At 53.7% G+C, this 25,099-nt stretch carries 25 protein-coding genes; 16 read left to right on the top strand and 9 right to left on the bottom strand.

All coding sequences use genetic code 11. From position 1 onward, the window contains the following. Positions 1 to 38: 38 nt before the first annotated feature. The 4 genes from dinI to mdtH form a co-directional block, all read right to left on the bottom strand. The gene (dinI, locus tag HV311_RS15500; protein ID WP_003036157.1) at positions 39 to 284 is read right to left on the bottom strand and encodes a DNA damage-inducible protein I; all 246 of its coding nucleotides are present in this window, start codon (positions 282 to 284) and stop codon (positions 39 to 41) included. 65 nt (positions 285 to 349) lie between these two features. Then, complete coding sequence (gene pyrC, locus HV311_RS15495) at positions 350 to 1,396, bottom strand: dihydroorotase (protein ID WP_049259720.1); 1,047 nt, start codon at positions 1,394 to 1,396, stop codon at positions 350 to 352. Positions 1,397 to 1,501: 105 nt separating this feature from the next. Beyond that, positions 1,502 to 2,062 carry a lipoprotein gene (locus tag HV311_RS15490; protein WP_016152618.1) on the bottom strand — a complete coding sequence of 187 codons (561 nt, stop codon included), beginning with the start codon at positions 2,060 to 2,062 and terminating at the stop codon, positions 1,502 to 1,504. Between the two features lie 114 nt (positions 2,063 to 2,176). After that, complete coding sequence (mdtH, locus tag HV311_RS15485; RefSeq protein WP_191220145.1) at positions 2,177 to 3,385, bottom strand: multidrug efflux MFS transporter MdtH; 1,209 nt, start codon at positions 3,383 to 3,385, stop codon at positions 2,177 to 2,179. A gap of 259 nt (positions 3,386 to 3,644) precedes the next feature. Here mdtH and rimJ point away from each other — a divergent pair, with 259 nt between their 5' ends. From rimJ to murJ, 4 genes are all read left to right on the top strand, one after another. Next, positions 3,645 to 4,229: a ribosomal protein S5-alanine N-acetyltransferase gene (gene rimJ / locus HV311_RS15480; RefSeq protein ID WP_191220144.1), complete on the top strand. Its 585-nt coding sequence runs from the start codon at positions 3,645 to 3,647 to the stop codon at positions 4,227 to 4,229. Positions 4,230 to 4,263: 34 nt separating this feature from the next. Beyond that, complete coding sequence (locus HV311_RS15475; RefSeq protein ID WP_131405800.1) at positions 4,264 to 4,911, top strand: YceH family protein; 648 nt, start codon at positions 4,264 to 4,266, stop codon at positions 4,909 to 4,911. Between the two features lies 1 nt (position 4,912). Continuing rightward, positions 4,913 to 5,836, top strand: coding sequence for a Gfo/Idh/MocA family protein (locus tag HV311_RS15470; RefSeq protein ID WP_191220143.1), 924 nt, complete (start codon positions 4,913 to 4,915; stop codon positions 5,834 to 5,836). A gap of 223 nt (positions 5,837 to 6,059) precedes the next feature. Beyond that, complete coding sequence (gene murJ, locus HV311_RS15465; RefSeq protein ID WP_016152622.1) at positions 6,060 to 7,595, top strand: murein biosynthesis integral membrane protein MurJ; 1,536 nt, start codon at positions 6,060 to 6,062, stop codon at positions 7,593 to 7,595. Positions 7,596 to 7,679: 84 nt separating this feature from the next. On the opposite strand, the gene flgN is transcribed toward murJ, so the two are convergent. The 3 genes from flgN to flgA form a co-directional block, all read right to left on the bottom strand. Next, positions 7,680 to 8,102, bottom strand: coding sequence for a flagella biosynthesis chaperone FlgN (gene flgN, locus HV311_RS15460; protein ID WP_016152623.1), 423 nt, complete (start codon positions 8,100 to 8,102; stop codon positions 7,680 to 7,682). 3 nt (positions 8,103 to 8,105) lie between these two features. After that, a complete protein-coding gene (gene flgM / locus HV311_RS15455; RefSeq protein ID WP_016152624.1) occupies positions 8,106 to 8,399 on the bottom strand; it encodes a flagellar biosynthesis anti-sigma factor FlgM in 294 nt (97 codons plus the stop codon). Between the two features lie 93 nt (positions 8,400 to 8,492). Then, a complete protein-coding gene (gene flgA, locus HV311_RS15450; protein ID WP_016156187.1) occupies positions 8,493 to 9,152 on the bottom strand; it encodes a flagellar basal body P-ring formation chaperone FlgA in 660 nt (219 codons plus the stop codon). Between the two features lie 157 nt (positions 9,153 to 9,309). Here flgA and flgB point away from each other — a divergent pair, with 157 nt between their 5' ends. From flgB to flgL, 11 genes are all read left to right on the top strand, one after another. Further along, positions 9,310 to 9,726: a flagellar basal body rod protein FlgB gene (gene flgB, locus HV311_RS15445; RefSeq protein WP_016152626.1), complete on the top strand. Its 417-nt coding sequence runs from the start codon at positions 9,310 to 9,312 to the stop codon at positions 9,724 to 9,726. A 3-nt stretch (positions 9,727 to 9,729) separates the two neighbouring features. Beyond that, positions 9,730 to 10,134 (top strand): flagellar basal body rod protein FlgC, encoded by a 405-nt coding sequence (flgC, locus tag HV311_RS15440; protein ID WP_006685091.1) that lies wholly within the window; start codon positions 9,730 to 9,732, stop codon positions 10,132 to 10,134. Between the two features lie 12 nt (positions 10,135 to 10,146). Then, complete coding sequence (gene flgD, locus HV311_RS15435) at positions 10,147 to 10,845, top strand: flagellar hook assembly protein FlgD (RefSeq protein WP_016152627.1); 699 nt, start codon at positions 10,147 to 10,149, stop codon at positions 10,843 to 10,845. A gap of 26 nt (positions 10,846 to 10,871) precedes the next feature. After that, complete coding sequence (gene flgE, locus HV311_RS15430; RefSeq protein WP_016152628.1) at positions 10,872 to 12,125, top strand: flagellar hook protein FlgE; 1,254 nt, start codon at positions 10,872 to 10,874, stop codon at positions 12,123 to 12,125. 20 nt (positions 12,126 to 12,145) lie between these two features. Then, positions 12,146 to 12,901: a flagellar basal body rod protein FlgF gene (locus HV311_RS15425; RefSeq protein ID WP_016156188.1), complete on the top strand. Its 756-nt coding sequence runs from the start codon at positions 12,146 to 12,148 to the stop codon at positions 12,899 to 12,901. 13 nt (positions 12,902 to 12,914) lie between these two features. Then, entirely contained in the window at positions 12,915 to 13,697 is a 783-nt protein-coding gene (gene flgG, locus HV311_RS15420; protein ID WP_003036202.1) for a flagellar basal-body rod protein FlgG, read from the top strand. Positions 13,698 to 13,754: 57 nt separating this feature from the next. Beyond that, a complete protein-coding gene (gene flgH / locus HV311_RS15415) occupies positions 13,755 to 14,453 on the top strand; it encodes a flagellar basal body L-ring protein FlgH (RefSeq protein ID WP_016152630.1) in 699 nt (232 codons plus the stop codon). Positions 14,454 to 14,486: 33 nt separating this feature from the next. Continuing rightward, on the top strand, positions 14,487 to 15,563 hold the full coding sequence (locus tag HV311_RS15410) for a flagellar basal body P-ring protein FlgI (protein WP_019076467.1): 1,077 nt from the start codon (positions 14,487 to 14,489) through the stop codon (positions 15,561 to 15,563). Beyond that, the gene (gene flgJ / locus HV311_RS15405) at positions 15,563 to 16,513 is read left to right on the top strand and encodes a flagellar assembly peptidoglycan hydrolase FlgJ (RefSeq protein ID WP_016152632.1); all 951 of its coding nucleotides are present in this window, start codon (positions 15,563 to 15,565) and stop codon (positions 16,511 to 16,513) included. Before HV311_RS15410 ends, flgJ begins: the two co-directional genes overlap by 1 nt. A 64-nt stretch (positions 16,514 to 16,577) precedes the next feature. Further along, a complete protein-coding gene (gene flgK, locus HV311_RS15400) occupies positions 16,578 to 18,236 on the top strand; it encodes a flagellar hook-associated protein FlgK (RefSeq protein WP_046274758.1) in 1,659 nt (552 codons plus the stop codon). Between the two features lie 14 nt (positions 18,237 to 18,250). Beyond that, positions 18,251 to 19,204 (top strand): flagellar hook-associated protein FlgL, encoded by a 954-nt coding sequence (gene flgL, locus HV311_RS15395; RefSeq protein WP_094761485.1) that lies wholly within the window; start codon positions 18,251 to 18,253, stop codon positions 19,202 to 19,204. 242 nt (positions 19,205 to 19,446) lie between these two features. Here flgL and rne read toward each other — a convergent pair whose 3' ends face one another. After that, a complete protein-coding gene (rne, locus tag HV311_RS15390; RefSeq protein WP_191220142.1) occupies positions 19,447 to 22,695 on the bottom strand; it encodes a ribonuclease E in 3,249 nt (1,082 codons plus the stop codon). A gap of 698 nt (positions 22,696 to 23,393) precedes the next feature. Here rne and rluC point away from each other — a divergent pair. Continuing rightward, complete coding sequence (gene rluC, locus HV311_RS15385) at positions 23,394 to 24,347, top strand: 23S rRNA pseudouridine(955/2504/2580) synthase RluC (protein ID WP_049259723.1); 954 nt, start codon at positions 23,394 to 23,396, stop codon at positions 24,345 to 24,347. 91 nt (positions 24,348 to 24,438) lie between these two features. Here rluC and HV311_RS15380 read toward each other — a convergent pair whose 3' ends face one another. Next, positions 24,439 to 25,023, bottom strand: coding sequence for a Maf family protein (locus HV311_RS15380; protein ID WP_016152637.1), 585 nt, complete (start codon positions 25,021 to 25,023; stop codon positions 24,439 to 24,441). Between the last annotated feature and the right edge of the window lie 76 nt (positions 25,024 to 25,099).

Genomic DNA, 25,099 nt, shown 5'->3' with positions numbered 1-25,099 from the left:
GGGCGACCCGGCAAACAAACATCACTGCATATCATTATTTATTCATTGATGAACCAGTCATCCGCGCTTTCCCAGGTCTCCTGGAGGATCTCGCTGATGCGTTCTTTATCCTCTTTGGTGGCACCAATAACCGACAGATTGTTTGCGCCGGCATAACGGACGGTAACGTTACCTTCGTTATCCGGAAAATGGTGCTGAATACGGCGGGAGAGTTCACCTGCCAGCGCGTCAATTGCACCAGCAGGTAAAGGTGAAGTTTTGGCAATAGTGACTTCAATACGCATAGTAGCCCCCTGTGGAATATACTGTTTATTTATACAGTTATTCTCGCCAGTTGGCTACACTTTTTTTAGCTTTTCACGGACCAGTGTACCGTTTCGCCACCCAGGAAAGGCACCAGCGTATCATCTTGCAGCGCAATGCTCTCCGGGACCTGGTGCTCCACGCGTTCCAGCTCAATAAAGGTTTCATTCACCGGCAAACCGTAGAACTGTGGGCCATTGAGTGAGCAGAAGGCTTCAAAATGGTCCAGTGCATTCATCTCTTCAAACACGGTGGCATAACTGCCCAGTGCGGTCGGCGCATTAAAGCAGCCCGCACAGCCACAGCTTGACTCTTTACGATGACGCGCATGCGGCGCTGAGTCGGTACCGAGGAAGGCGCGGTTAAACCCGCTGGCGACCAGCTCACGCAGCGCCTGTTGATGGACGTTACGTTTGAGGATCGGCAGGCAGTACAGATGAGGGCGAATCCCGCCGACCAGCATGTGGTTGCGGTTAAACATCAGGTGCTGCGGCGTAATGGTCGCCGCCAGAAGGTCATTGCCGTCGCGCACGTATTCGGCAGCATCTTTAGTCGTGATATGTTCGAACACCACTTTCAGCGCAGTTAAACGCTGACGCAGTGGTTCCATTACCGTCTCAATAAAGCGCGCCTCGCGATCGAAAATATCGATATCCGCATGCGTCACTTCGCCGTGCACCAGCAGAGGCATACCCAATTTTTCCATCCGTTCCAGCACTGGCATGATGGCATCAATAGAGGTTACGCCATGCGTCGAGTTGGTGGTGGCATTGGCCGGATAGAGTTTTGCGGCGGTGAACACGCCTTCGTTGAATCCACGTTCCAGCTCATTGGGATCCAGCGTATCCGTTAAGTAGCAGGTCATTAATGGCGTGAAGTCGTGTCCGGCAGGAACCGCGTCAAGAATTCGCTGGCGGTAAGCGATAGCCGCGTCAACCGTGGTGACGGGCGGAGCCAGGTTCGGCATGACAATGGCGCGGCCATAAACTTCGCTGGTATAGGGCACGACAGTTTTTAACATGTCGCCATCGCGAAAGTGAAGATGCCAGTCGTCTGGGCGGCGGATCTTTAAAACCTGGGATGGTGCAGTCATCAATATGCTCCGGCTGAGGATAGTCTTTTTTGCCGGAAACAAAGGATAAGCGGAAACGTTTTCGTTTGCACGAAAAAAAAGGGCGCATCGGCGCCCTCTGTCATATTAGTCGGTGAACGGGATAATGATTTCTCCCGGTTTCACCTCAATGCCTTTCGCCAGTTTTTTCGCCAGCGCTTCCCCCTGGCTGCTGTCATCCCGTAGAATGTATGCCGGCTGCTGGTTGAAATAGTTGCGCAGCGACTGATTTAAATAAGGCATCAGCGTTTGCAGTACCGACTGCATTTTTTCCGGCGTGACGGTAGCGTCCACGACTTCCATTTCTTGCAGATAAATCGCGCCTTTTTCTTTATTGAAAACCGGTAAGGCTTTTAGCTTCAACTTCATGGTTGCTTTCTGACTGCCAAACAGGGAGTTCATGTCCAGGTTGGCGTCTCCGGTCAGCGTCACTTTATTGGGTTCTTCACGGCCTATCTGGCTGGCGAGATTGTTCAGTACGATATGTGCTTCAGCGACGCCAGGCAAACCGATATCTTTAGAAAAGTTATTATTCTTCGCCAGGGCCTGATTAATCTCTTGCTCGCTAACCGTGTATTGCGTGAGTTGATTACAACCAACCAACAGGCCGCTGACAATTAGTGCAGCGGCAAAAAAAAACTTTTTCATGGGGTTCCTCAACATGATGCTTGTGGTGTAATCGTGACACAAAGCATCATCGAGCACCAGCGCTGCGGGTAACAGCAGAAAAAACTGAAAAATGCGCGTACGCCAGATTGGCTATCAGGCGTCAGGCTCCAGCATACCACGCGTTGGGCGTTTGAGACTGAATTGCCAGCCCAGCGCCAGGAAAGTGATGAAGCCGATAATACCGAGCATCATCCAGGGCAGCTCAGGTTGTGCCAGGGTTTTACCCATGTCAAACAGCCAGCCGCCGCCGATATAACCAATGGCGCCGCCGATGGCGAGTCCCAGTCGACTGAAACCCATATAGCTTCCCCGGGCACGTGCATTTGCCAGCGAGGCGCTCAGGGTTTCACGCGCCGGTTCTGCGATGATTGAGCCAATATAGAACGTGCAAATCAGGGTGAACAGCTGCTGCAAATTCCCGACCAGGCCGATGGGCATCATGCTTACAGACATCACCAGCAGACCGGCCATCAGGCGATGCTCAAGGCGAAAGCGTTTTTCACTCCAGCGGGCAATCGGGTAGAGCAACGTTAAAGAGAGGCACGCCTCGATGGCATACATCCATTTCACTGCGGCCGGTGACCCAGCGATGTCGTTCACCATTATTGGCAGCATCAGCATCACTTGTACCGCCAGCATGTAATAGCCCGCCAGCGTCAGCACATAAGTGACAAAGCGCTTGTCATGCATCACATGGCTCATTCCTTCGCGCACAGGAATTTTCACCGTTGACAGCTTCCATGCCGGAAGTAGCCAGGCGTTAAACGCCGCGCACAGAACGAACAAAATTGCGCCGGTGGCACACACCAGACGGAAATCGTATTGCAATAACCAACTGCCGAGCAACGCGCCAACCACGGCCCCGGCGCTATCCTGCATCATCAGAATAGAGAAAAAACGCCCGCGCTTTTCCGGACGGATCAGTTTGACCACCAGCGCCGAGCGGGGAGGGTCGAACAACGTGCCGCCCAGCCCGGAAAGAAAGCAGGAAAACCACAGCAGCCACGGTTCATGGGCAATGCCCATGGTGGCGAATCCGGCAGCGCGCATCAGCATGCCGGTGACGATCATCGGTTTTGCCCCGAAACGGTCAGCAATAGCACCGCCGAAGATACCTAAACCTTGCTGGATAAATTGACGTAATCCAAGCGCGATACCGACCATCACGGCAGCCCAGCCCATTTGATCGACAAAACGAATTGAGATCAGCGGGAAAACGACGAAGAAACCCAGCACGACCAGCATGTTATCGATAAGAAGGAAGTATTTACCCAGGTTCCTTGCCTGCGAGACTTGCGACATTTCCCCTCCAGGGAAAAACTCGTCACTCTGGATAGAGTTTAAAAGATAAGCACCTCCTATTCTGCGGTGTCGTCATCGCTTTTCCCACCCTTCGCGGGACAATATTTTTTTATCAAAAGTCCGTCTTGATAGAGAGTTTTCATCAAAATGTGTGAATAATTCAAAAAATGGCATTTTGCTCTTTTCACAGGGCGTATTTGCGCAGGTATAGTAATGCGAATAGCGTATTGAAGACGTTACGGGAAGGAGTAGGTATAGAATGTTTGGCTATCGCAGTAACGTGCCAAAAGTGCGCTTAACCACGGACCGCCTGGTCGTGCGTTTAGTGCATGAGCGTGATGCCTGGCGTCTGGCAGATTATTACGCAGAAAATCGTCATTTCTTAAAACCCTGGGAGCCTATTCGCGATGAAAGCCACTGTTATCCGTCAGGCTGGCAGGCACGTCTGAGCATGATCTCTGAGTTTCATAAACAGGGCACCGCTTATTACTTTGCGCTGCTCGATCCGGAAGAAAAAGAGATTATTGGCGTCGCGAACTTCTCGAACGTCGTGCGGGGATCTTTCCACGCCTGTTATCTCGGTTACTCCATTGCGCAGAAGTGGCAGGGGCAGGGGCTGATGTATGAAGCCTTAACCTCGGCCATCCGCTATATGCAGCGCACGCAGCATATTCACCGCATTATGGCTAACTACATGCCACATAATAAACGCAGCGGTGACCTGCTGGCGCGACTGGGTTTTGAAAAAGAAGGGTATGCCAAAAACTACCTGCTGATTGACGGGCAGTGGCGCGATCACGTGCTGACGGCGTTGACCACATCAGAATGGACCCCCGGCCGCTAAGTTTCAGATGCAGCCATGATTAATGGAGAAGACGATGAAATACGAATTAACCGCCACCGAAGCACGGGTGATTGGCTGTTTATTAGAAAAACAAGTGACTACGCCTGAACAGTATCCGCTCTCCGTAAACGGAGTCGTAACCGCCTGCAATCAAAAAACGAATCGTGAACCCGTGATGAACCTGTCGGAATCTGACGTGCAGGATCAGCTTGATAACCTGGTGAAACGGCATTTCCTGCGTACGGTGAGTGGCTTTGGTAATCGCGTCACGAAATATGAACAGCGTTTCTGCAACTCTGAATTTGGCAATCTTAAGCTCAGCGCGGGGGAAGTTGCGCTCATTACCACGCTGTTGCTGCGTGGCGCTCAAACACCAGGTGAGCTACGTAGCCGCGCCTCCCGGATGTACGAATTCAGCGACATGGCCGAAGTAGAGTCGACACTGGAGAAACTGGCAACCCGGGAAGATGGTCCTTATGTCGTTCGCCTGGCGCGTGAGCCGGGCAAACGTGAAAGCCGTTATATGCACCTGTTTTGCGGTGACGTTGATGAAGCGATGACAACGGCAGATGAACTTCCGGCAGCTTCGGGCGATCTACAGGCGCGCGTTGACGCGCTGGAAACAGACGTCGCGGAGCTTAAGCAGCGGCTTGATTCCTTGCTGGCGCACCTGGGAGACTAATGTGAATAAATTACGTATCGGCGTTGTCGGGCTCGGCGGGATTGCGCAAAAGGCCTGGCTGCCCGTGCTGGGCGCTAGTGCAGACTGGACGCTGGAAGGGGCATTTTCACCTTCGCGGGAAAAAGCGCAGCGTATCTGTGATACCTGGCGGATACCCTACGTTGATTCACTGGTTAATCTGGCGCAAACCTGCGATGCGGTTTTCGTCCATTCCAGTACCGCAACGCACTATGCGGTGGTCAGCGAACTGCTGAATGCCGGGGTTCACGTGTGCGTGGATAAACCGCTGGCGGAAAACCTGCGCGAGGCTGAACAATTGGTGGAGCTGGCCGAGAGGAAAAAGCTGACGCTGATGGTGGGGTTTAACCGTCGATTTGCGCCGCTGTATCAGGATCTCAAATCCCAGTTGGGCAATGCGGCGTCCGTACGCATGGATAAGCACCGGACGGACAGCGTCGGGCCGCACGATCTGCGCTTCACTCTGCTGGACGACTATCTGCACGTTGTCGATACCGCATTGTGGCTGGCGGGAGAGAAAGTGCAGTTAAATAACGGTACGCTGTTAACCAATGAATCCGGCGCGATGCTCTATGCGGAGCACCATTTTTCTGCCGGGCAAATGCAGGTAACGACCAGTATGCACCGCCGCGCCGGTAGCCAGCGCGAGAGCGTGCAGGCGGTGACGGATGGTGGCCTGATTGACGTCACGGATATGCGGGAATGGCGGGAAGAGCGCGGGCAAGGAGTGGTGCACAAGCCGGTAGCAGGCTGGCAAACTACCCTGGAACAGCGTGGTTTTGCCGGATGCGCACGTCATTTCATTGAGTGCGTGCAAAATCAGACGGTTCCCCAGACGGCAGGTGAGCAGGCGCTCCTGGCCCAGCGCGTTGTCGAAAAGCTGTGGCGGGAGGCAATGGCTGAATAACCCCCTGTAACATCTGGCGGTAGTAATTCATTGTAATCCAGGTACTATATGCCAACTCAAAAATAACACCTCTTTTCAACCATAGGCTGGTTTGTCGGCCTGATAAGACGCTACGGCGTCGCCATCAGGCACAGCAAAAGTGCCGGATGGCGGCGATCATGCCTTATCCGACCTACGGGCAGGTTTGTCGGGGTTTTGCCTCAGAGTCTGGAATACAACATAGATGAATTTATTAAAGTCGCTGGCAGCCGTCAGCTCGATGACGATGTTTTCACGTGTGCTGGGTTTTGCGCGTGATGCGATTGTCGCCAGAATCTTTGGCGCAGGGATGGCGACTGATGCCTTTTTTGTGGCGTTCAAACTTCCTAACCTGCTGCGCCGAATCTTTGCTGAGGGCGCTTTTTCGCAGGCGTTTGTGCCTATTCTTGCCGAATATAAAAGTAAGCAGGGTGAGGATGCGACCCGCGTCTTTGTCTCTTACGTTTCCGGGCTGTTGACTCTGGCGCTGGCCGTGGTGACGGTCGCCGGGATGCTGGCTGCCCCGTGGGTGATTTTAGTCACCGCGCCTGGGTTTGCCGACACCGCGGACAAATTTGCGCTGACCACTCAACTGCTACGGATCACCTTTCCGTATATTCTGCTGATCTCACTGGCTTCGCTGGTGGGTGCGATCCTGAATACCTGGAATCGCTTTTCCATTCCGGCGTTTGCGCCGACCTTTCTGAATATCAGCATGATCGGTTTCGCGCTGTTTGCTGCGCCTTATTTTCACCCTCCGGTGCTGGCGCTGGCGTGGGCCGTTACCGTTGGCGGCGTGCTACAGCTGATTTATCAGCTTCCGCACCTGAAGAAAATTGGCATGCTGGTGCTGCCGCGCGTGAACTTCCGTGATGCGGGGGCGATGCGCGTCGTCAAGCAAATGGGCCCGGCGATCCTTGGGGTATCTGTCAGCCAGATTTCACTGATCATCAATACGATTTTCGCTTCGTTTCTGGCCTCTGGCTCAGTGTCATGGATGTATTATGCTGACCGTCTGATGGAGTTTCCGTCTGGCGTACTTGGCGTCGCGTTGGGGACTATCCTGCTGCCCTCGCTGTCCAAAAGTTTTTCCAGCGGTAATCATGATGAGTATTGCCGTCTGATGGATTGGGGCCTGCGTTTGTGTTTTCTGTTGGCATTACCGAGCGCCGTGGCGTTGGGGATTCTGGCCAAACCGCTGACGGTTTCTCTGTTCCAGTACGGTAAATTTACCGCCTTTGACGCAGCGATGACGCAGCGCGCGCTGGTGGCATACTCGGTAGGTTTGATTGGCTTGATCGTGGTGAAAGTGTTGGCCCCTGGTTTTTATTCGCGCCAGGATATTAAAACGCCAGTCAAGATTGCCATTGTCACGCTGATTATGACCCAGGTAATGAACCTGGCATTTATTGGGCCGCTGAAACATGCCGGGCTGTCGCTGTCGATTGGTCTGGCGGCGTGTCTGAACGCTTCACTGCTGTACTGGCAACTGCGGAAACAGAAAATTTTTACCCCACAACCGGGTTGGGCCTGGTTCCTGGCGCGACTGGTGATTTCTGTGCTGGTGATGTCGGCGGCACTGGTTGGGATGCTATACATCATGCCGGACTGGTCGCAGGGAACGATGTTATGGCGTCTGCTGCGTCTGATGGCCGTTGTGGTGGCAGGTATTGCTGCTTACTTCGCTGCGCTCGCGGTGCTGGGCTTTAAAGTGAAAGAGTTTGTGCGCCGGACGGCGTAACAGATTAATGCCGGATGGCGGCATGACGCCGTATCCGGCCTACAAACGCGTAGGCCTGATAAGCAAAACGTTATCAGGCTAGCATCAGATAGAGAATTTTTTCCCGCCGCGGTGCGCAGCAGAGGTTTGACCGTTTGCGCCATACAGCGCCGGTTCCTGGTGCGGTTTCAGCACTTGAATCGCTTGTTGATTGCGCTCGATCTGCCCTTCCAGCAGCCAACCGTTGTGCTGGTTGAGTTCGCGTAGGTCCTGTGTTTTCCGGGTAATGGTCTGCCAACGCTCGGCAATTTCATCATTGGCGCTGCGTGTGGCGTCATGCTCCAGACGGCGCTGCTGCTCAAGATAATCAAGGGTTGCCAGCAAAGAGCTTTTTTCTTCTGTAATACGCTGTAGCTGGCTGCCGTTAATATATCCTGCGGAAAGCTGCTGCTGTTCAGCATCCATTACCGTTTTCAGGTCATTGAGGACGGTCGTCATCTGGTCAAGTATTTCTGACAAACGAGTCATACTTTATTTACTCTGTAAGTAGCTCTGCGCCTCGCGGATCAGCGAGTCGGCAATTTTTCCGGTGTCCATTTTCAGCTCGCCATTACGGATCGCGGTTTTCAGTGCTTCCACGCGTTCCATATTGATGTCATTGGTGCCGGGCTGCATCAGTTTGGCCTGGGCGTCGCTCAGCATGACGCTGGTGCTGGTGGTGGCGGTGGTTTTTTCCTTCCGCGTTTTTTGTACCGGCGCATCGCTGGTTTCTCGTGGCTGAACGGTACTTACTGGCTTCAATGGTGAGGTACGATCAATGCTCATTTTGTTTATCCTCATCGAGGGGTTACGCTATAGCGGCCCGCTGTAATCATTGGTTGTTTATCTATCGGCACACGCTAAAAAATCTTTAACCTATTATAGGTTAATAAGAATATTCCCATCAGAATCGACGACACCGCTCACCACCTGGCCTGAAATCATCCGTACTCGGGCATTCTGGGCGACGGCGGCATTGTTCAGCGCTTTACCTTCGGCATTCACCCGAAAGCCATCTCCGTTGGCGATAACCAGGACGCGCTGACCGGCCTTGATTCGCCATGCCTGGCGCAACATGGAAAGCTGTATCGGCTGACCAGGGACCAGATCGCGCAGGCTTACGGCATCCTGCACCTGATTCATATCCAGCACGGCGCGCGGAGGGAGTTGGTCCAGTCGACCTCGTTTCAGCGTTACGCTGGCCGAAGTCAGGGCGCTACCCCGAGCGACGGGCGCGGCGGCAACAACGTAGTTTCCCGTGGCCTGCACGTTCACCTGCAGATAACGTTTCTCGTTGGCGCAGCGCGCCAGCACGTTCACATTACCCCACAATTTTGCACTCCCGGACACGCTTAATGCTGGTTGTTCGCAGCTCGGCAATAAGTTTGGCGACGTTCGGATAGTAACGACGACCTCATCGCTAAATCCGGCCAGTCGCTGGGAAAACCATGCCGTCAGCTGTGAATTCAGGTCTTGCGCCAGCGTCATAGGACTGAACAGCAGTGCTGCCACGACGACTCCACGTTTAAACGTTTGCATCAAAACCTCGCGCTTTTTCAGGTAGTGACAGGATTCTACCTGTGTGACGCAGTCATCAACGCAACAAATAGCGACGCATTTTGCGTTTATTCCGGCGATAACGCGCGCGTAATGGGATTTAAGCTGTCGGCTGAATTTTGTCATTTGCGGAGGAGATATGCTCGATAAGCTCGACGCCGCCTTACGTTTTCAACAGGAAGCGCTGAATTTGCGCGCCCAACGCCAGGAAGTATTGGCGGCCAACATAGCCAATGCCGACACGCCGGGGTATCAGGCGCGCGACCTGGATTTCGCCAGTGAATTAAAAAAAGTCATGGTGCGGGGACGGGAAGAAACCGGCGGTGTCTCGTTGACGCTGACCTCTGCACAACACATTCCGGCCCAGACCGTTTCCGCTCCTTCTACGGAACTGCTCTACCGCATTCCTGATCAGCCGTCTCTCGATGGCAACACGGTAGATATGGACCGGGAGCGTACGCAATTTGCAGACAACAGCCTCAAGTATCAAATGGGGCTGACCGCGTTGGGTGGACAAATCAAAGGCATGATGAACGTGCTGCAAGGAGGGAACTAATTCGTGGCGCTGTTAAATATTTTTGATATCGCAGGCTCTGCGCTGACGGCTCAGTCTAAGCGCCTGAACGTGGCAGCCAGCAACATGGCGAATGCGGATAGCGTCACCGGACCTGACGGTCAGCCGTATCGCGCGAAGCAGGTTGTTTTTCAGGTTGATGCCGCGCCAGGTGCGGCAACCGGTGGCGTAAAAGTCGCTGACGTCATTGAAAGCCAGGCGCCGGATAAGTTGGTTTATGAACCCGGTAATCCGCTGGCCGATGCGAACGGTTACGTAAAAATGCCGAATGTGGACGTCGTCGGCGAAATGGTCAACACCATGTCAGCCTCGCGTAGCTACCAGGCAAACGTTGAAGTGCTCAATACGGTGAAAAGCTTGATGCTCAAAACGCTGACGCTAGGCCAGTAAAAGGAGGCGCACATGTCTATTGCTGTAAAAATGAATGACCCGAGCACGACGGGTGTGAATGACGCAACGGGGAAGAGTTCGCTGACGGGCAGCAACGCCGCGGACCTGCAAAGCAGCTTCCTTACGCTGCTGGTTGCACAGCTGAAAAACCAGGATCCAACCAACCCGCTGCAAAACAACGAACTGACCACCCAGTTGGCGCAAATCAGTACCGTGAGCGGAATTGAGAAACTGAACACCACGCTGGGATCGATCTCCGGGCAGATCGACAACAGTCAGTCGCTGCAGGCCAGTACGTTGATTGGCCACGGTGTCATGATCCCAGGCACCACCATCCTGACCGGTAAAGGTACGGAAGAGGGCGCAAAAACCACCACCACGCCGTTTGGCGTTGAACTGCAGCAACCGGCAGATAAGGTTACCGCAACCATTACCGATAAAGACGGCAAGGTGGTACGCACCATTGATATTGGTGGGTTGAAAGCGGGCGTTCATACCTTTACCTGGGACGGCACCATGACCGATGGCACGGATGCGCCAAGCGGTTCTTACAACGTGTCAATTGCTGCCAGTAATGGCGGAACACAACTGGTGGCTCAGCCGCTTCAGTTTGCGCTGGTGCAGGGCGTTATTCGCAGTAACGGCGGTAATACGCTGGATCTGGGCACCTATGGAACCACCACCCTCGACGAAGTACGGCAGATCATTTAAGCCTTCACACTTATCAGGAGTAAGTCATGGCCTTTTCACAAGCGGTCAGCGGTCTGAACGCTGCAGCGACCAACCTCGATGTCATTGGTAACAACATCGCCAACTCCGCCACCTACGGTTTTAAATCCGGTACGGCCTCTTTTGCCGATATGTTCGCCGGTTCTAAAGTGGGTCTGGGCGTTAAAGTTGCGGGCATTACCCAGGACTTTACCGACGGTACCACGACCAACACCGGTCGCGGGCTGGATGTCGCTATCAGCCAGAACGGTTTTTTCCGCATGGTAGACAGCAACGGTTCCGTTTTCTACAGCCGTAACGGTCAGTTCAAGCTCGATGAAAACCGCAATATCGTCAACATGCAGGGGCTACAGCTGACGGGCTATCCGGCTACCGGTACACCGCCAACGATACAGCAAGGTGCTAACCCGGCGCCGATCACTATCCCGAATACGCTGATGGCGGCTAAAACCACCACGACTGCGTCAATGCAGATCAACCTGAACTCCACTGACAAGGTGCCAACGAAGACCCCGTTTAATCCCAGCGATGCGGATTCCTACAACAAGAAAGGCACCGTTACCGTTTTCGATAGCCAGGGTAACGCCCATGACATGAATATTTTTTATGTCAAAAATGCGCAGAGCAACACCTGGGAAGTTCACACACAGGATGCTTCAACCGGAGCCGCTGCAAAATCAGCAGGGTTTATGCGCTTTAATGAAAATGGTGTGTTCTTAGGGATTAGCGCCACAGCCGCCGAGGCGGTACCAACGCCTCCTACCGTCTGGCCAAAGGAAATCAACATCACAACCGGACAGATTAACGGTGCTGATGCGGCAAATTTCTCCCTGAGCTTCCTGAACTCCATGCAGCAGAACACTGGCGCCAACAACATCGTTGCCACGAATCAGAATGGCTATAAGCCGGGCGACCTGGTGAGCTACCAGATTAACAATGACGGTACTGTGGTCGGTAACTACTCCAACGAACAGCAACAGGTTCTGGGGCAGATCGTGCTGGCAAACTTTGCCAACAACGAAGGTCTGGCTTCTCAGGGTGACAACGTCTGGGCAGCTACTCAGTCTTCCGGCGTGGCGCTGCTGGGTACCGCAGGCGAGGGTAACTTCGGCAAGCTGACCAACGGCGCGCTGGAAGCATCAAACGTGGATTTGAGTAAAGAACTGGTGAATATGATCGTCGCCCAGCGTAACTATCAGTCGAACGCGCAGACTATCAAAACCCAGGACCAGATCCTCAACACGCTGGTCAACCTGCGCTAAGCGCCTGACGGGATGGCTTAATGGATCACGCAATTTATACCGCCATGGGCGCGGCCAGTCAGACGCTGAATCAACAAGCGGTGACGGCCAGCAACCTGGCAAACGCCTCAACGCCGGGTTTTCGTGCGCAGCTCAATGCGCTGCGCGCGGTTCCCGTTGAAGGATTGTCTTTACCGACGCGTACGCTGGTGGTGGCCTCCACGCCGGGGGCCGATATGACGCCGGGTCAGATGGACTATACCTCACGTCCGCTGGACGTGGCGCTGCAACAGGATGGCTGGTTGGCTGTGCAGACCGCTGACGGTAGCGAAGGATATACCCGAAATGGCGCCATTCAGGTAAGCCCTACGGGGGAACTGACCATTCAGGGACACCCGGTGATTGGCGAAGCCGGACCAATAGCCGTACCGGAAGGTTCAGAAGTCACCATTGCGGCAGACGGCACGATCTCGGCGCTCAACCCTGGCGATCCGGCTAACACCGTTGCGCCAGTTGGGCGACTGAAACTGGTGAAGGCCACGGGGAGTGAAGTGCAACGTGGCGATGACGGTATGTTCCGTCTGACCCAGGCCGCGCAGGCTACCCGTGGCGCTACGTTACAGGCTGACCCCAGCATTCGCGTTATGTCGGGTGTACTGGAAGGCAGTAACGTTAAGCCGGTAGCCGCGATGAGTGACATGATCGCCAACGCCCGTCGTTTCGAAATGCAAATGAAGATTATCAGTAGCGTGGATGATAACGCGGGTCGCGCCAACCAACTGCTGTCGATGAGTTAATACAGGACATTTTATGATCAGTTCATTATGGATCGCCAAAACCGGCCTGGATGCGCAGCAAACCAACATGGATGTGATTGCCAACAACCTGGCAAACGTCAGCACCAACGGATTTAAGCGTCAACGTGCCGTGTTTGAAGATCTGTTGTACCAGACGATTCGCCAGCCTGGCGCACAGTCTTCTGAACAAACCACACTGCCGTCTGGTTTGCAGATTGGTACCGGTGTGCGCCCGGTCGCGACCGAGCGTTTACACAGCCAGGGGAACCTGTCGCAGACCAACAACAGTAAAGATGTGGCGATTAAAGGGCAGGGCTTTTTCCAGGTCATGCTGCCTGATGGCACGTCCGCCTACACCCGTGACGGTTCTTTCCAGGTGGATCAGAACGGTCAACTGGTGACAGCGGGTGGTTTTCAGGTTCAGCCGGCTATCACCATCCCGGCTAACTCGCTCAGTATCACCATTGGACGCGACGGTATCGTCAGCGTAACCCAGCAGGGCCAGGCAGCACCGGTTCAGGTTGGGCAGCTTAACCTGACTACTTTTATGAACGATACCGGTCTGGAAAGCATTGGTGAGAATCTGTACACCGAAACGCAGTCATCCGGTGCGCCGAATGAGAGCACTCCGGGGCTGAACGGCGCGGGTCTGCTGTACCAGGGCTATGTTGAAACCTCTAACGTCAACGTGGCGGAAGAGCTGGTAAACATGATCCAGGTTCAGCGCGCTTACGAAATCAACAGTAAAGCGGTATCGACCACCGATCAGATGCTGCAAAAACTGACGCAACTCTAAAGTGTGGCCCGGTGGGGTGAAAGCCTCACCGGCACACTGATTTTGAAGATGACCGCAATGCGAAAATACGCGCTTCACCCATACCCAATTTTAGCCCTGTTGGTGGTTTCACTGACAGGATGCGCCTGGATCCCGGCCACGCCCCTCGTGCAGGGCGCAACGTCTGCCCAGCCTGTTCCTGGCCCGACGCCGGTGGCGAATGGATCAATCTTCCAGTCGGCCCAACCGATTAACTACGGTTATCAGCCGTTATTCGAAGACCGCCGTCCGCGCAATATTGGCGATACGTTGACCATCGTATTGCAGGAAAACGTCAGCGCGAGCAAAAGTTCTTCGGCTAATGCTAGCCGCGACGGCAAGACCAACTTTGGTTTTGATACCGTACCGCGTTATTTGCAAGGACTGTTTGGCAACGAGCGTGCTGACGTAGAAGCTTCAGGCGGTAACACCTTTAACGGTAAAGGCGGCGCGAACGCCAGCAATACCTTCAGCGGTACGCTGACCGTAACGGTCGATCAGGTACTGGTGAATGGCAACTTACATGTTGTGGGTGAAAAACAGATCGCCATTAATCAGGGCACTGAATTCATTCGCTTCTCCGGGGTCGTTAACCCGCGCACCATCAGTGGCAGCAACTCCGTACCGTCAACTCAGGTTGCGGACGCACGTATTGAGTATGTCGGCAACGGCTACATCAATGAAGCGCAGAATATGGGCTGGTTGCAGCGTTTCTTCCTTAACTTGTCGCCGATGTAAGCGAGGTAGCCAGTGTTTAAATCTTTAGTTGGAATGGTACTGGTGCTGATAACCACCTTTGCGCATGCCGACCGTATTCGTGACCTGACCAGCGTTCAGGGCGTGCGGGAAAACTCGTTGATCGGTTATGGGCTGGTGGTCGGTTTGGATGGCACGGGTGACCAGACCACCCAGACGCCGTTTACTACGCAAACGCTCAACAACATGCTTTCGCAGTTGGGAATTACCGTGCCAACCGGCACCAATATGCAACTGAAAAACGTGGCGGCGGTGATGGTGACCGCGCAATTCCCGGCCTTTGGTCGTCAGGGGCAAACCATTGACGTGGTGGTCTCTTCCATGGGGAACGCCAAAAGCCTGCGCGGCGGAACGTTGCTGATGACCCCGCTGAAAGGGGTCGATAGCCAGGTATATGCGCTGGCGCAGGGGAATATTCTGGTAGGCGGTGCAGGCGCGGCTGCGGGTGGCAGCAGCGTGCAGGTAAACCAGCTCAATGGCGGACGTATTACCAACGGCGCGACCATCGAACGTGAATTACCCAGCCAGTTCGGCGGCGGTAACACCATTAATCTGCAGCTCAATAATGAAGATTTCACTATGGCGCAGCAGATAACCGACACCATTAACCGTTCGCGCGGCTTTGGTAGCGCCACTGCGCTGGACGCCCGGACGATTCAGGTACGCGTGCCAAGCGGCAACAGCTCGCAGGTGCGTTTCCTGGCTGACATCCAGAATATGGAGGTGAACGTCACGCCGCAGGATGCGAAAGTGATTATCAACTCGCGCACCGGATCCGTTGTCATGAACCGTGAAGTCACACTGGATAGCTGTGCCGTCGCGCAAGGCAACTTGTCGATAACAGTAAACCGCCAGGCGAACGTCAGCCAGCCGGATACACCGTTTGGCGGTGGACAGACCGTGGTGACGCCTCAAACCCAGATCGATCTGCGCCAGAGCGGCGGTTCGCTGCAAAGCGTGCGTTCCAGCGCCAACCTGAACAATGTTGTGCGTGCGCTTAATGCGCTAGGGGCAACGCCGATGGATCTGATGTCCATTCTGCAATCGATGCAGAGCGCGGGATGCTTACGCGCCAAACTGGAAATCATCTAATGATTGGTGACAGCAAACTGCTGACCAGTGCCGCCTGGGATGCGCAATCACTGAACGAACTGAAAGCGAAAGCGGGTCAGGACCCGGCGGCGAATATCCGCCCGGTTGCCCGTCAGGTTGAAGGGATGTTCGTACAAATGATGCTGAAAAGCATGCGTGAAGCGCTGCCGAAAGATGGCGTTTTTAGCAGTGATTCAACACGTTTGTATACCAGCATGTATGACCAACAAATTGCGCAGCAGATGACCGCAGGTAAAGGTCTGGGACTGGCTGAAATGATGGTTAAGCAGATGACTGAAGGGCAGGCGCAACCCGCAGACGATGCGCCGCAGGTGCCAATGAAGTTCTCCCTGGAAACGGTGACCAGCTATCAAAACCAGGCGCTGACGCAACTGGTCCGTAAAGCCATTCCCCGCGCGACGGAAAGCAATGATGAGCCGCTGTCAGGTGACAGCAAAGACTTCCTCGCCCAGCTATCGCTGCCGGCTAAGCTGGCAAGTCAGCAAAGCGGGGTTCCGCATCATCTGATTCTGGCGCAGGCTGCGCTGGAGTCCGGATGGGGCCAGCGACAAATCCGCCGTGAGAACGGTGAACCGAGCTTTAACATTTTTGGCGTGAAGGCTTCGGGAAGCTGGAAAGGTCCAACCACCGAAATCACCACCACCGAATATGAAAACGGCGAGGCGAAAAAGGTGAAAGCCCGATTCCGCGTCTATAGCTCTTACCTTGAGGCATTGTCGGATTATGTCGGTCTGATATCGCGTAACCCGCGCTATGCGGCGGTAACCGCCGCTGCTACCGCCGAGCAGGGGGCACAGGCTTTGCAGAATGCCGGTTACGCGACTGACCCTAACTATGCGCGTAAATTAACCAGCATGATCCAGCAGTTGAAATCGATGAGCGAAAAAGTGAGCAAAACCTACAGTACGAATATCGATAATCTCTTTTAAATAGCTCAAGTCTACCAACCTGCTGCCGATAATAACGAGTATTGAAGGATTACAAGGAACCTCCATGTCCAGCTTGATTAATAACGCGATGAGTGGACTCGCCGCAGCGCAGGCCGCGTTGAATTCTGCCAGTAATAACATCTCCAGCTATAACGTTGCCGGATACACCCGTCAAACGACAATTATGGCGCAAGCGAACAGCACGCTGGGTGCGGGGGGCTGGGTTGGCAATGGCGTCTATGTTTCTGGCGTACAGCGCGAGTATGACTCCTTTATCACGAATCAGTTACGTGCCGCGCAGAACCAAAGCAGCGGCCTGACAACGCGCTATGAACAAATGTCGAAAATCGACAATCTGCTCTCCAGCAAAACCAGTTCCATTTCGACCTCAATGCAGGACTTTTTTACCAGCCTGCAAACGCTTGTCAGTAACGCGGAAGACCCGGCGGCGCGCCAGGCGCTGATCGGTAAAGCTGATGGTTTAGTCAACCAGTTCAGAACAACTGACCAGTATCTGCGCGATCAAGACAAGCAGGTTAATACTGCGATCAAGGCCAGCGTTGACCAGATCAACAACTATTCAAAACAGATTGCCAGCCTCAACGATCAGATTTCCCGTCTGACCGGCGTCGGCGCGGGCGCATCGCCTAACGATTTACTTGACCAGCGCGACCAACTGGTCAGTGAACTGAACCAGATTGTCGGTGTAGAAGTCAGCGTTCAGGACGGTGGGACTTACAACATAACCATGGCGAACGGCTATTCACTGGTGCAGGGCAGCAATGCACGCCAGCTGGCGGCTGTGCCCTCCAGTGACGATCCCAATCGAACCACAGTGGCCTACGTCGACGGGGTTGCCGGCGAGGTTGAAATTCCCGAAAAACTGTTGAATACCGGTTCATTGGGCGGGCTGTTGACCTTCCGTTCTCAAGAGCTTGACCAGACGCGTAACACGCTGGGCCAACTGGCGTTGGCGTTCGCCGATGCGTTTAACACCCAGCATAAAGAGGGTTTTGACGCGAACGGCGATCAGGGTAAGGATTTCTTTGCTATCGGTAGCCCGGCAGTATTCAACAACGCTAAAAATACAGGAACAGGATCGTTAAGCGCGAAGATTACCGACAGCTCTGCTGTACAGGCGACCGATTATAAAATCGTTTATGACGGGACGGACTGGCAGGTTACTCGCCTGGCGGATAATACCAGCTTCAAAGCTACCGTTACCGGTGGGAAGATGTCCTTTGACGGGATGGAAATCACCGTAAATGCTGGCGCAAAAGCAAATGACAGCTTCACAGTGAAACCTGTCAGTAACGCCGTTGTTGATATGAAAGTCATGGTGACCGATGAGTCGAAAATCGCCATGGCCCAGGTCTCAAAAAATGATCCGGACCCGGATATTGATAAGGGAAAAAGCGATAACCGTAACGGTCAGAAACTGCTGGATCTGCAGACCAAAGCTACCGTGGGTAATAAGACCTTCAACGATGCTTATGCCACGCTGGTAAGCGATGTCGGGAACAAAACCGCGACGCTGAAAACCAGCGCCATTACCCAGAACAACGTGGTAACGCAGCTTTATAAGCAGCAGCAGTCTATTTCCGGCGTCAACCTCGACGAAGAATACGGTAACTTACAGCGCTACCAACAGTATTACCTGGCTAACGCGCAAGTGCTGCAAACCGCAAATGCGCTGTTTGATGCACTGATTAATATTCGCTAAGGGAGAGGGACACAATGCGTATCAGCACCCAGATGATGTACCAGCAGAATATGCGTGGCATCACTAACTCTCAGGCTGAATGGATGAAGTTCGGCGAGCAGATGTCAACGGGAAAACGTGTGATCAACCCATCTGACGATCCGATCGCTGCCTCGCAGGCCGTGGTGCTTTCTCAAGCTCAGGCGCAGAACAGCCAATATACGCTGGCGCGTTCATTTGCGACGCAAAAAGTGTCGTTGGAAGAGAACGTACTGAGTCAGGTAACGACGGCAATTCAGACCGCGCAGGAAAAAATTGTCTATGCTGCGAATGGCACGTTAAGCGATGACGACCGTGCATCGCTGGCCACCGACCTGCAGGGGATCCGCGATCAACTGATGAACCTGGCGAACAGCACCGACGGTAATGGGCGCTATATTTTTGGCGGATATAAAACAGAATCTGCACCGTTTGCTCAGGCAGATGGCGCTTACAGCGGCGGTACAACAAATGTGACCCAGCAGGTCGATGCCTCCCGTACTATGGTTATTGGTCATACTGGCGATAAAGTATTTGTTAATCTGACCAGTAATGCCGTACCGGAACCAGGCGGCGGTACTCAGGAAAAGAACCTGTTCAAAATGCTGGATACCGCTATTGATGCGCTCAAAACCCCGATTGAGGGCAATGACGCGGCAAAAGCTACCGCCGCTGCAGCCATTGATAAAACCAGTCGTGGCCTGAAAAATTCATTGAATAACGTGCTTTCTGTTCGTGCAGAATTAGGGACTCAGCTCAGCGAGTTAAGTTCACTGGATTCACTGGGCGCCGATCGCGCATTGGGCCAGACTCAGCAGATGAGCAATCTGGTGGATGTTGACTGGAACGCAGCGATTTCGTCCTACGTGATGCAGCAGGCCGCACTGCAGGCATCGTACAAAACGTTTACCGATATGCAGGGAATGTCGCTATTTCAACTGAACCGGTAACACCTTTTTGAACATATCATGAAACTGGATATGTTTGTCTGCCCGCTCCTTTAACACCCCGGAGCGGGCATTTTTTTAGGCCACTGTTATTTTCTCAGCGACAGATTCCCCGTTAATCTTATTTCCCACGCAATCGCACCGCTAAAGATTGCCAGCGTAACCACGCCTTCTCAGTTTGTCAGTGTGTAGAGCAGAGATAAAAAAAAGCCGACCCGAAGGTCGGCTTTGATGTTGATTATTACTTACTCAACGGGCTGCGGGCGCGTTGCTGGCGCAGTCGCCTGGTGCGTGGCGCTGTGTCCACCTGCGGCACCTTTACCTTCAAAGGTGAATTCCGGGCGTTGCCAGTCGCTATGACGCGGCGCTTCAGGCACATACTCTGGTGCCGGAGCACGGGTCATCGGTGCGGCCGCATGGCTGTGAAGATGTTCTGCGTCAACGCGGGTTGCGACAACTTCAGCCTTAACGACTGCGTCTTCGACGACCGGTGCGGCAACAACCTCTTGCGGCGCGGCAACTTCTTCAACCACTGGCGCTGTTTCCACAACCTCGGCAATCTCTTCAGCCACTTCAGGCTGAGAAATAACAACCTCCGCAGATTCTTCGACAACCGGCGCAGCCACTATTTCAGCGACAGGTTCGGCTTTCGCCGCGGTATCCTCAGCAACAGGCGCGTCAGATTCAGCGATAATTTGCGGTTGTTCCTCGACCGGAGTAGCGATGACTTCCGGATGGGTGGTTTCAACGACGGTAGCCTGAGGTTCAGCAATGACCACCTCTGGCTGTACGGTTTCAACCGAAGCAGGGGCGTTCACAATATGCTCAACGACAGCTGCAGCAACCTGAGGCTCTACGGCGACAGGTGCTGTTTGCCCCTGAACCGTTTCCTGCTCGTGCTGCTCTGCAACCTGCTGATCCTGAGGACGAGCAACAGGGTAGCGGATCCAGACTTTACCGGACGCTAATTCTGGAGATGCGCAGGCAACCGTTAACGGCATCGGCGACTGAACCGGGTAACGCTCGTCACGATAGCGACGACGGCGTTGTCCACTGACGCGCAGATGGCGAGGTGAGCGACGGGAACGACGCGGCATACCATTAGAGTCACGCGCTTCGCTGTTGTCTTCCTGCTCAGTCGCAACGACGGCAGGCAGATCAACTTTCGCCAGTTCAGTACGCTGTGCCGGTACGGGCTGTTCAGTTGGTTGAGCGACAGCCGTTTCAGTGACCACCTCGGCAGTAGCGACTTCGGCTTCAACAGCCGGGCTGTCTGTGTAACGAACTTTCTGAGTCAGCTGACGCTGTTTACGGCGAGTCTGAGGCTGACGAACGCGCTCTTCCTGCTCGGTATCCTGCGCAGGTTGTTCTGCCAGGTTCAGCTCTTTAACTTCCTGCTGCGCCTGACGCTTATCATCGTTGCGACGGCGGTTGCGCTCGCGACGCGGAGCCTGCTGGTCATCACCGGATTTCGCTTTGTCGGCGACCTCAGTAGACTGCTGGCGGTTATCGCGCGCTTCCGCATTTTGCTGCTGCGACTGACGGCGGTTACGGCGGTTATCTTCACGGTTTTCGCCGCTTTCTGAACGCTCGTTACGGTTATCACGCTCGCCACGGTTGTCGCGATTATCACGACGATCGTTACGGTCGCGACGATTGTTCTGACGCGGTTTACGACGATCCTGCTGGCGGTCGGTTTTCTCTTCAGCTTTCGGTGCAGGTTGTTCAACCGGTTTCACTTCTTCGCTACCGCTGAAGATGGACTTCAGTGCGCCGAAGAAACGGCTAATCAAACCTGGCTGTGCGGCGACGGTCGCGGTCGCTGCTGCGGCTTTAGGCGCGGCGGCCTTCACAGTAGGTTCCTGCAAAGCAGGGGCTGGCGGCACCTCTGGCATAGCAAAGGTGGCCAATGCCGGCTGCTCTGGCTGTTTACGCTCGACGAACTCTTCTTCCGTCGGCAATGCCATCGCTTCTTCATGCAGTTTCGGCAGCAGGTAGCTCAGGGTTGGTGTTTCTTCCCCTTTGCGTACGCGCAGCACGGAGTAATGCGGGGTTTCCATCTGATCGTTTGGCACAATCACACAGCGCACGCCATTCTGACGCGTCTCGATAGCATTTACCGCGGTACGTTTTTCGTTGAGCAGGTAGGATGCGATCGGCACAGGAACAATAGCGTGAACTTCCTGCGTATTTTCTTTCAGCGCTTCTTCTTCGATCAGACGCAGAATAGACAGCGACAGTGATTCGTTATCACGTACGGTACCCGTGCCGGAGCAGCGTGGACATACGTGATGACTGGATTCACCCAGCGACGGGCTCAGACGCTGGCGGGACATCTCCAGCAGGCCGAAGCGAGAAATATGGCTGATCTGAATACGCGCTCTGTCCTGGCGCACGGCTTCACGCAGACGGTTTTCAACCGCACGCTGGTGACGAACCGGCGTCATATCAATGAAGTCGATTACAATCAGGCCGCCGAGGTCGCGCAGACGCAGCTGACGAGCAATTTCATCGGCTGCTTCAAGGTTGGTGTTGAACGCAGTTTCTTCGATGTCGCCGCCGCGGGTCGCGCGTGCGGAGTTGATATCGATAGCGGTCAGCGCTTCTGTGCTGTCGATAACGATTGAGCCGCCGGACGGCAGACGCACTTCGCGCTGGAACGCGGACTCAATTTGAGATTCGATTTGATAGTGGCTGAACAGCGGGATTTCACCGGTGTACAGTTTGATTTTGCTGCTGAAATCCGGACGACCCAGCGCGGCGATGTGCTGACGCGCCATCTCCATAACTTTCGGGTTGTCGATGAGGATTTCGCCGATGTCCTGACGTAAATAGTCACGGAATGCGCGAACGATAACGTTGCTTTCCTGATGGATCAGGAACGGAGCAGGGCGGCTGTCAGCGGCTTTTTGAATCGCTTCCCAGTGCTTCAGGCGGAAACTCAGGTCCCACTGCAGCGCTTCGGCAGATTTGCCGACACCTGCGGTACGCACGATAAGCCCCATGCCATCAGGCAGTTCCAGGCTTGCCAGCGCTTCTTTTAATTCGGTACGGTCGTCGCCTTCAATGCGACGGGAGATGCCGCCCGCGCGCGGGTTGTTCGGCATCAGAACCAGATAACTACCTGCCAGGCTGATAAAGGTGGTCAGCGCAGCGCCTTTATTGCCGCGTTCTTCTTTATCGATCTGAACAATGACTTCCTGACCTTCGCGCAACACGTCTTTAATGTTGGGACGACCATGGGAGTTGTAGCTAGCGGGGAAGTATTCGCGGGCAATTTCTTTTAACGGGAGGAAACCGTGACGTTCAGCGCCGTAATCAACAAAAGCAGCTTCCAGACTCGGTTCAATACGGGTAATTTTGCCTTTATAGATGTTGGCTTTTTTCTGTTCGTGTCCAGGACTTTCGATATCCAGATCGTACAGACGCTGCCCATCTACAAGGGCGACACGCAACTCTTCCTGCTGAGTCGCGTTTATTAACATTCTTTTCATCGTAACTTACTCATTATTCTTACATTGACGACTAAGCTGCGGGCAGAGTAATGCCTTTCCGGGTGTGAACCGATGGCCTCGTGTCTATTCGCGTCGCCAACCTCACGGTTATCGTCAGCTCAAAGAGGCGCAGAGTGTCGGTTGCCTGTATTTCATACGGAAACACAGCGCAATTATCAGGGGAACAGTCTGGGTGTTACTCTCCAGAGAAGCTTCCATTGTGCTTATCGTCTTTCACGCTGTGGGTGCGTTGGCTTCATCTTCTTACCCCAACCACTTACAGGAGTAAGCACCTGGGGTTCCCAGACTTGCCGCCTTCCTACAACGCGAAATCTATAGAGCACTTACCGGTAAGGACTGCAACCCGCAGCCCGCTAACTGCCTGAAAGATCAATACGTCTTACGCCATTGCTGCGTTGATGATCGGTCGGGCAAAATTGGGTCATTCCGGAAAAGGTCTTGTTTTAACAAGATTCAACACGGAAACAACCTCATTATTCCACTGCTAACCTTGTTATAGCAAGATGACTTTTGCCATTTATCACCCGGTTACTCACAGTTTTTTCACTTCCGCGTAGTGATTGCTTTAATAACCACCAAATCGGCTATGTCAAACTTAAGTAATAAGGTATAGCAGTTAATATAAGCATAGAAAAATGTGTGGCGCGAATCTTGATGGCTATTTAAAATCGGCCCCCATGAAAACAGAGACTCCAGCCGTAAAAACAGTTGCCATTACTGCCGACGAAGCAGGGCAACGCATCGACAACTTTTTGCGCACCCAGCTCAAGGGTGTGCCGAAAAGTATGATTTATCGCATTTTGCGTAAAGGCGAAGTGCGGGTGAACAAAAAACGCATTAAACCCGAGTACAAACTTGAAGACGGGGACATTGTGCGTATTCCACCTGTACGTGTCGCTGAACGTGAAGAAGAGGCCATTTCACCGAATTTGCAGAAGGTCGCGGCACTGACCGATGTCATTTTATATGAAGATGACCACATTCTGGTGCTTAACAAGCCTTCAGGTACGGCCGTGCATGGTGGAAGCGGGTTAAGCTTTGGCGTCATTGAAGGCTTACGTGCGCTGCGCCCGGAAGCGCGTTTCCTTGAACTGGTGCATCGCCTCGACCGGGATACCTCCGGCGTGCTGCTGGTGGCCAAAAAACGATCTGCCTTGCGTTCGTTGCATGAACAACTGCGTGAAAAAGGCATGCAGAAAGACTACCTCGCGTTGGTACGCGGCCAGTGGCAGTCCCATGTCAAAACCGTGCAGGCCCCGCTGTTAAAGAACATTCTGCAAAGCGGCGAGCGTATCGTGCGGGTGAATCAGGAAGGCAAACCATCGGAAACACGCTTTAAAGTGGAAGAGCGTTACGCGTTTGCTACGCTTGTGCGCTGCAGTCCCGTGACTGGACGCACGCACCAGATTCGCGTGCATACACAATATGCCGGACATCCGATTGCCTTTGACGACCGCTATGGCGATCGTGAGTTCGATAAGCAACTGGCGGATACCGGACTGAGCAGGCTCTTTTTGCACGCCGCAGCGTTGAAATTTACTCATCCGGGGACGGGTGAAGTAATGCGTATTGAAGCGCCAATGGATAAGCAGTTGAAGCGCTGCCTCGAGGTGTTACGCAGTAAAGGCTGATGCGCATTGATATTATCGCGCATTACCTGTAGGCCTGAAGGCGCTGTGCCTATCAGGCCTACAGGATTAGGCCTGTACAACCGTCAACCCGTCAGGCTTTTAGCGGGTTCATATCTTCTCGTCGCAGCATTTGACACAGTGCGATTAGCGGCAAACCGATTAAGGTATTTGGGTCGCGACCTTCCAGGCGCTCAAAAAGTGCAATGCCCAATCCTTCGCTTTTAAAACTACCGGCACAATGCAGCGGGCGCTCTTTGCGCACGTAATCTTCAATTTCCGTTTCGCTTAAATGACGAAAATGGACGTCGAACGGTTCAACTTCAGTTTGTAAATGTCCGGTCGCAGAATTATACAGCGCCAGTCCGGTATAAAACGTCACAATATTGCCACGGGCTTTGAGTAACTGCTGGCGTGCATTTTCTTCTGTTAACGGTTTGCCGGTTATTTCACCATCGAGAACACAAATTTGATCGGAACCAATAATAAGGTGCGATGGATAACGGTGGGCGAGAGATTGCGCTTTTTTCTGCGCCAGTCGCAAGACTAAGTGCCGGGGGGCTTCGCCCGGTAACGGCGTTTCATCAACCTCTGGTGCTGCGCATTCGAACGGGATTGCCAGTTTTTCTAGTAAAGCGCGACGCCAGGGAGAGGTAGAAGCAAGAATAAGTTGAGGCATATTTTTTCCCTCGCATATAGCGTATTGATGAGAGCCATTTTAAACTATGGACTTCGTCCTACAAGCTGGCTGTAAT

The sequence above is a fragment of the Citrobacter sp. RHBSTW-00881 genome (assembly GCF_013728515.1).
In the GTDB taxonomy this organism is placed as follows: Bacteria; Pseudomonadota; Gammaproteobacteria; order Enterobacterales; family Enterobacteriaceae; genus Citrobacter; species Citrobacter braakii.
This window is presented reverse-complemented; position numbering and strand designations above follow the sequence as displayed.

Bases quoted from the DNA above. Each gene is read 5' to 3' on its own strand.
- HV311_RS15490 (WP_016152618.1), bottom strand. From the start codon at position 2,062: ATGAAAAAGTTTTTTTTTGCCGCTGCACTAATTGTCAGCGGCCTGTTG.
- HV311_RS15410 (WP_019076467.1), top strand. From the start codon at position 14,487: ATGGTACTGGTGCTGATAACCACCTTTGCGCATGCCGACCGTATTCGT.
- flgK (WP_046274758.1), top strand. From the start codon at position 16,578: ATGTCCAGCTTGATTAATAACGCGATGAGTGGACTCGCCGCAGCGCAG.
- flgE (WP_016152628.1), top strand. From the start codon at position 10,872: ATGGCCTTTTCACAAGCGGTCAGCGGTCTGAACGCTGCAGCGACCAAC.
- flgM (WP_016152624.1), bottom strand. From the start codon at position 8,399: ATGAGCATTGATCGTACCTCACCATTGAAGCCAGTAAGTACCGTTCAG.
- flgD (WP_016152627.1), top strand. From the start codon at position 10,147: ATGTCTATTGCTGTAAAAATGAATGACCCGAGCACGACGGGTGTGAAT.
- murJ (WP_016152622.1), top strand. From the start codon at position 6,060: ATGAATTTATTAAAGTCGCTGGCAGCCGTCAGCTCGATGACGATGTTT.
- flgA (WP_016156187.1), bottom strand. From the start codon at position 9,152: ATGCAAACGTTTAAACGTGGAGTCGTCGTGGCAGCACTGCTGTTCAGT.
- flgB (WP_016152626.1), top strand. From the start codon at position 9,310: ATGCTCGATAAGCTCGACGCCGCCTTACGTTTTCAACAGGAAGCGCTG.
- rimJ (WP_191220144.1), top strand. From the start codon at position 3,645: ATGTTTGGCTATCGCAGTAACGTGCCAAAAGTGCGCTTAACCACGGAC.
- rluC (WP_049259723.1), top strand. From the start codon at position 23,394: ATGAAAACAGAGACTCCAGCCGTAAAAACAGTTGCCATTACTGCCGAC.
- flgN (WP_016152623.1), bottom strand. From the start codon at position 8,102: ATGACTCGTTTGTCAGAAATACTTGACCAGATGACGACCGTCCTCAAT.
- flgH (WP_016152630.1), top strand. From the start codon at position 13,755: ATGCGAAAATACGCGCTTCACCCATACCCAATTTTAGCCCTGTTGGTG.
- HV311_RS15475 (WP_131405800.1), top strand. From the start codon at position 4,264: ATGAAATACGAATTAACCGCCACCGAAGCACGGGTGATTGGCTGTTTA.
- flgL (WP_094761485.1), top strand. From the start codon at position 18,251: ATGCGTATCAGCACCCAGATGATGTACCAGCAGAATATGCGTGGCATC.
- pyrC (WP_049259720.1), bottom strand. From the start codon at position 1,396: ATGACTGCACCATCCCAGGTTTTAAAGATCCGCCGCCCAGACGACTGG.
- HV311_RS15425 (WP_016156188.1), top strand. From the start codon at position 12,146: ATGGATCACGCAATTTATACCGCCATGGGCGCGGCCAGTCAGACGCTG.
- flgG (WP_003036202.1), top strand. From the start codon at position 12,915: ATGATCAGTTCATTATGGATCGCCAAAACCGGCCTGGATGCGCAGCAA.
- HV311_RS15380 (WP_016152637.1), bottom strand. From the start codon at position 25,023: ATGCCTCAACTTATTCTTGCTTCTACCTCTCCCTGGCGTCGCGCTTTA.
- dinI (WP_003036157.1), bottom strand. From the start codon at position 284: ATGCGTATTGAAGTCACTATTGCCAAAACTTCACCTTTACCTGCTGGT.
- flgJ (WP_016152632.1), top strand. From the start codon at position 15,563: ATGATTGGTGACAGCAAACTGCTGACCAGTGCCGCCTGGGATGCGCAA.
- mdtH (WP_191220145.1), bottom strand. From the start codon at position 3,385: ATGTCGCAAGTCTCGCAGGCAAGGAACCTGGGTAAATACTTCCTTCTT.
- rne (WP_191220142.1), bottom strand. From the start codon at position 22,695: ATGAAAAGAATGTTAATAAACGCGACTCAGCAGGAAGAGTTGCGTGTC.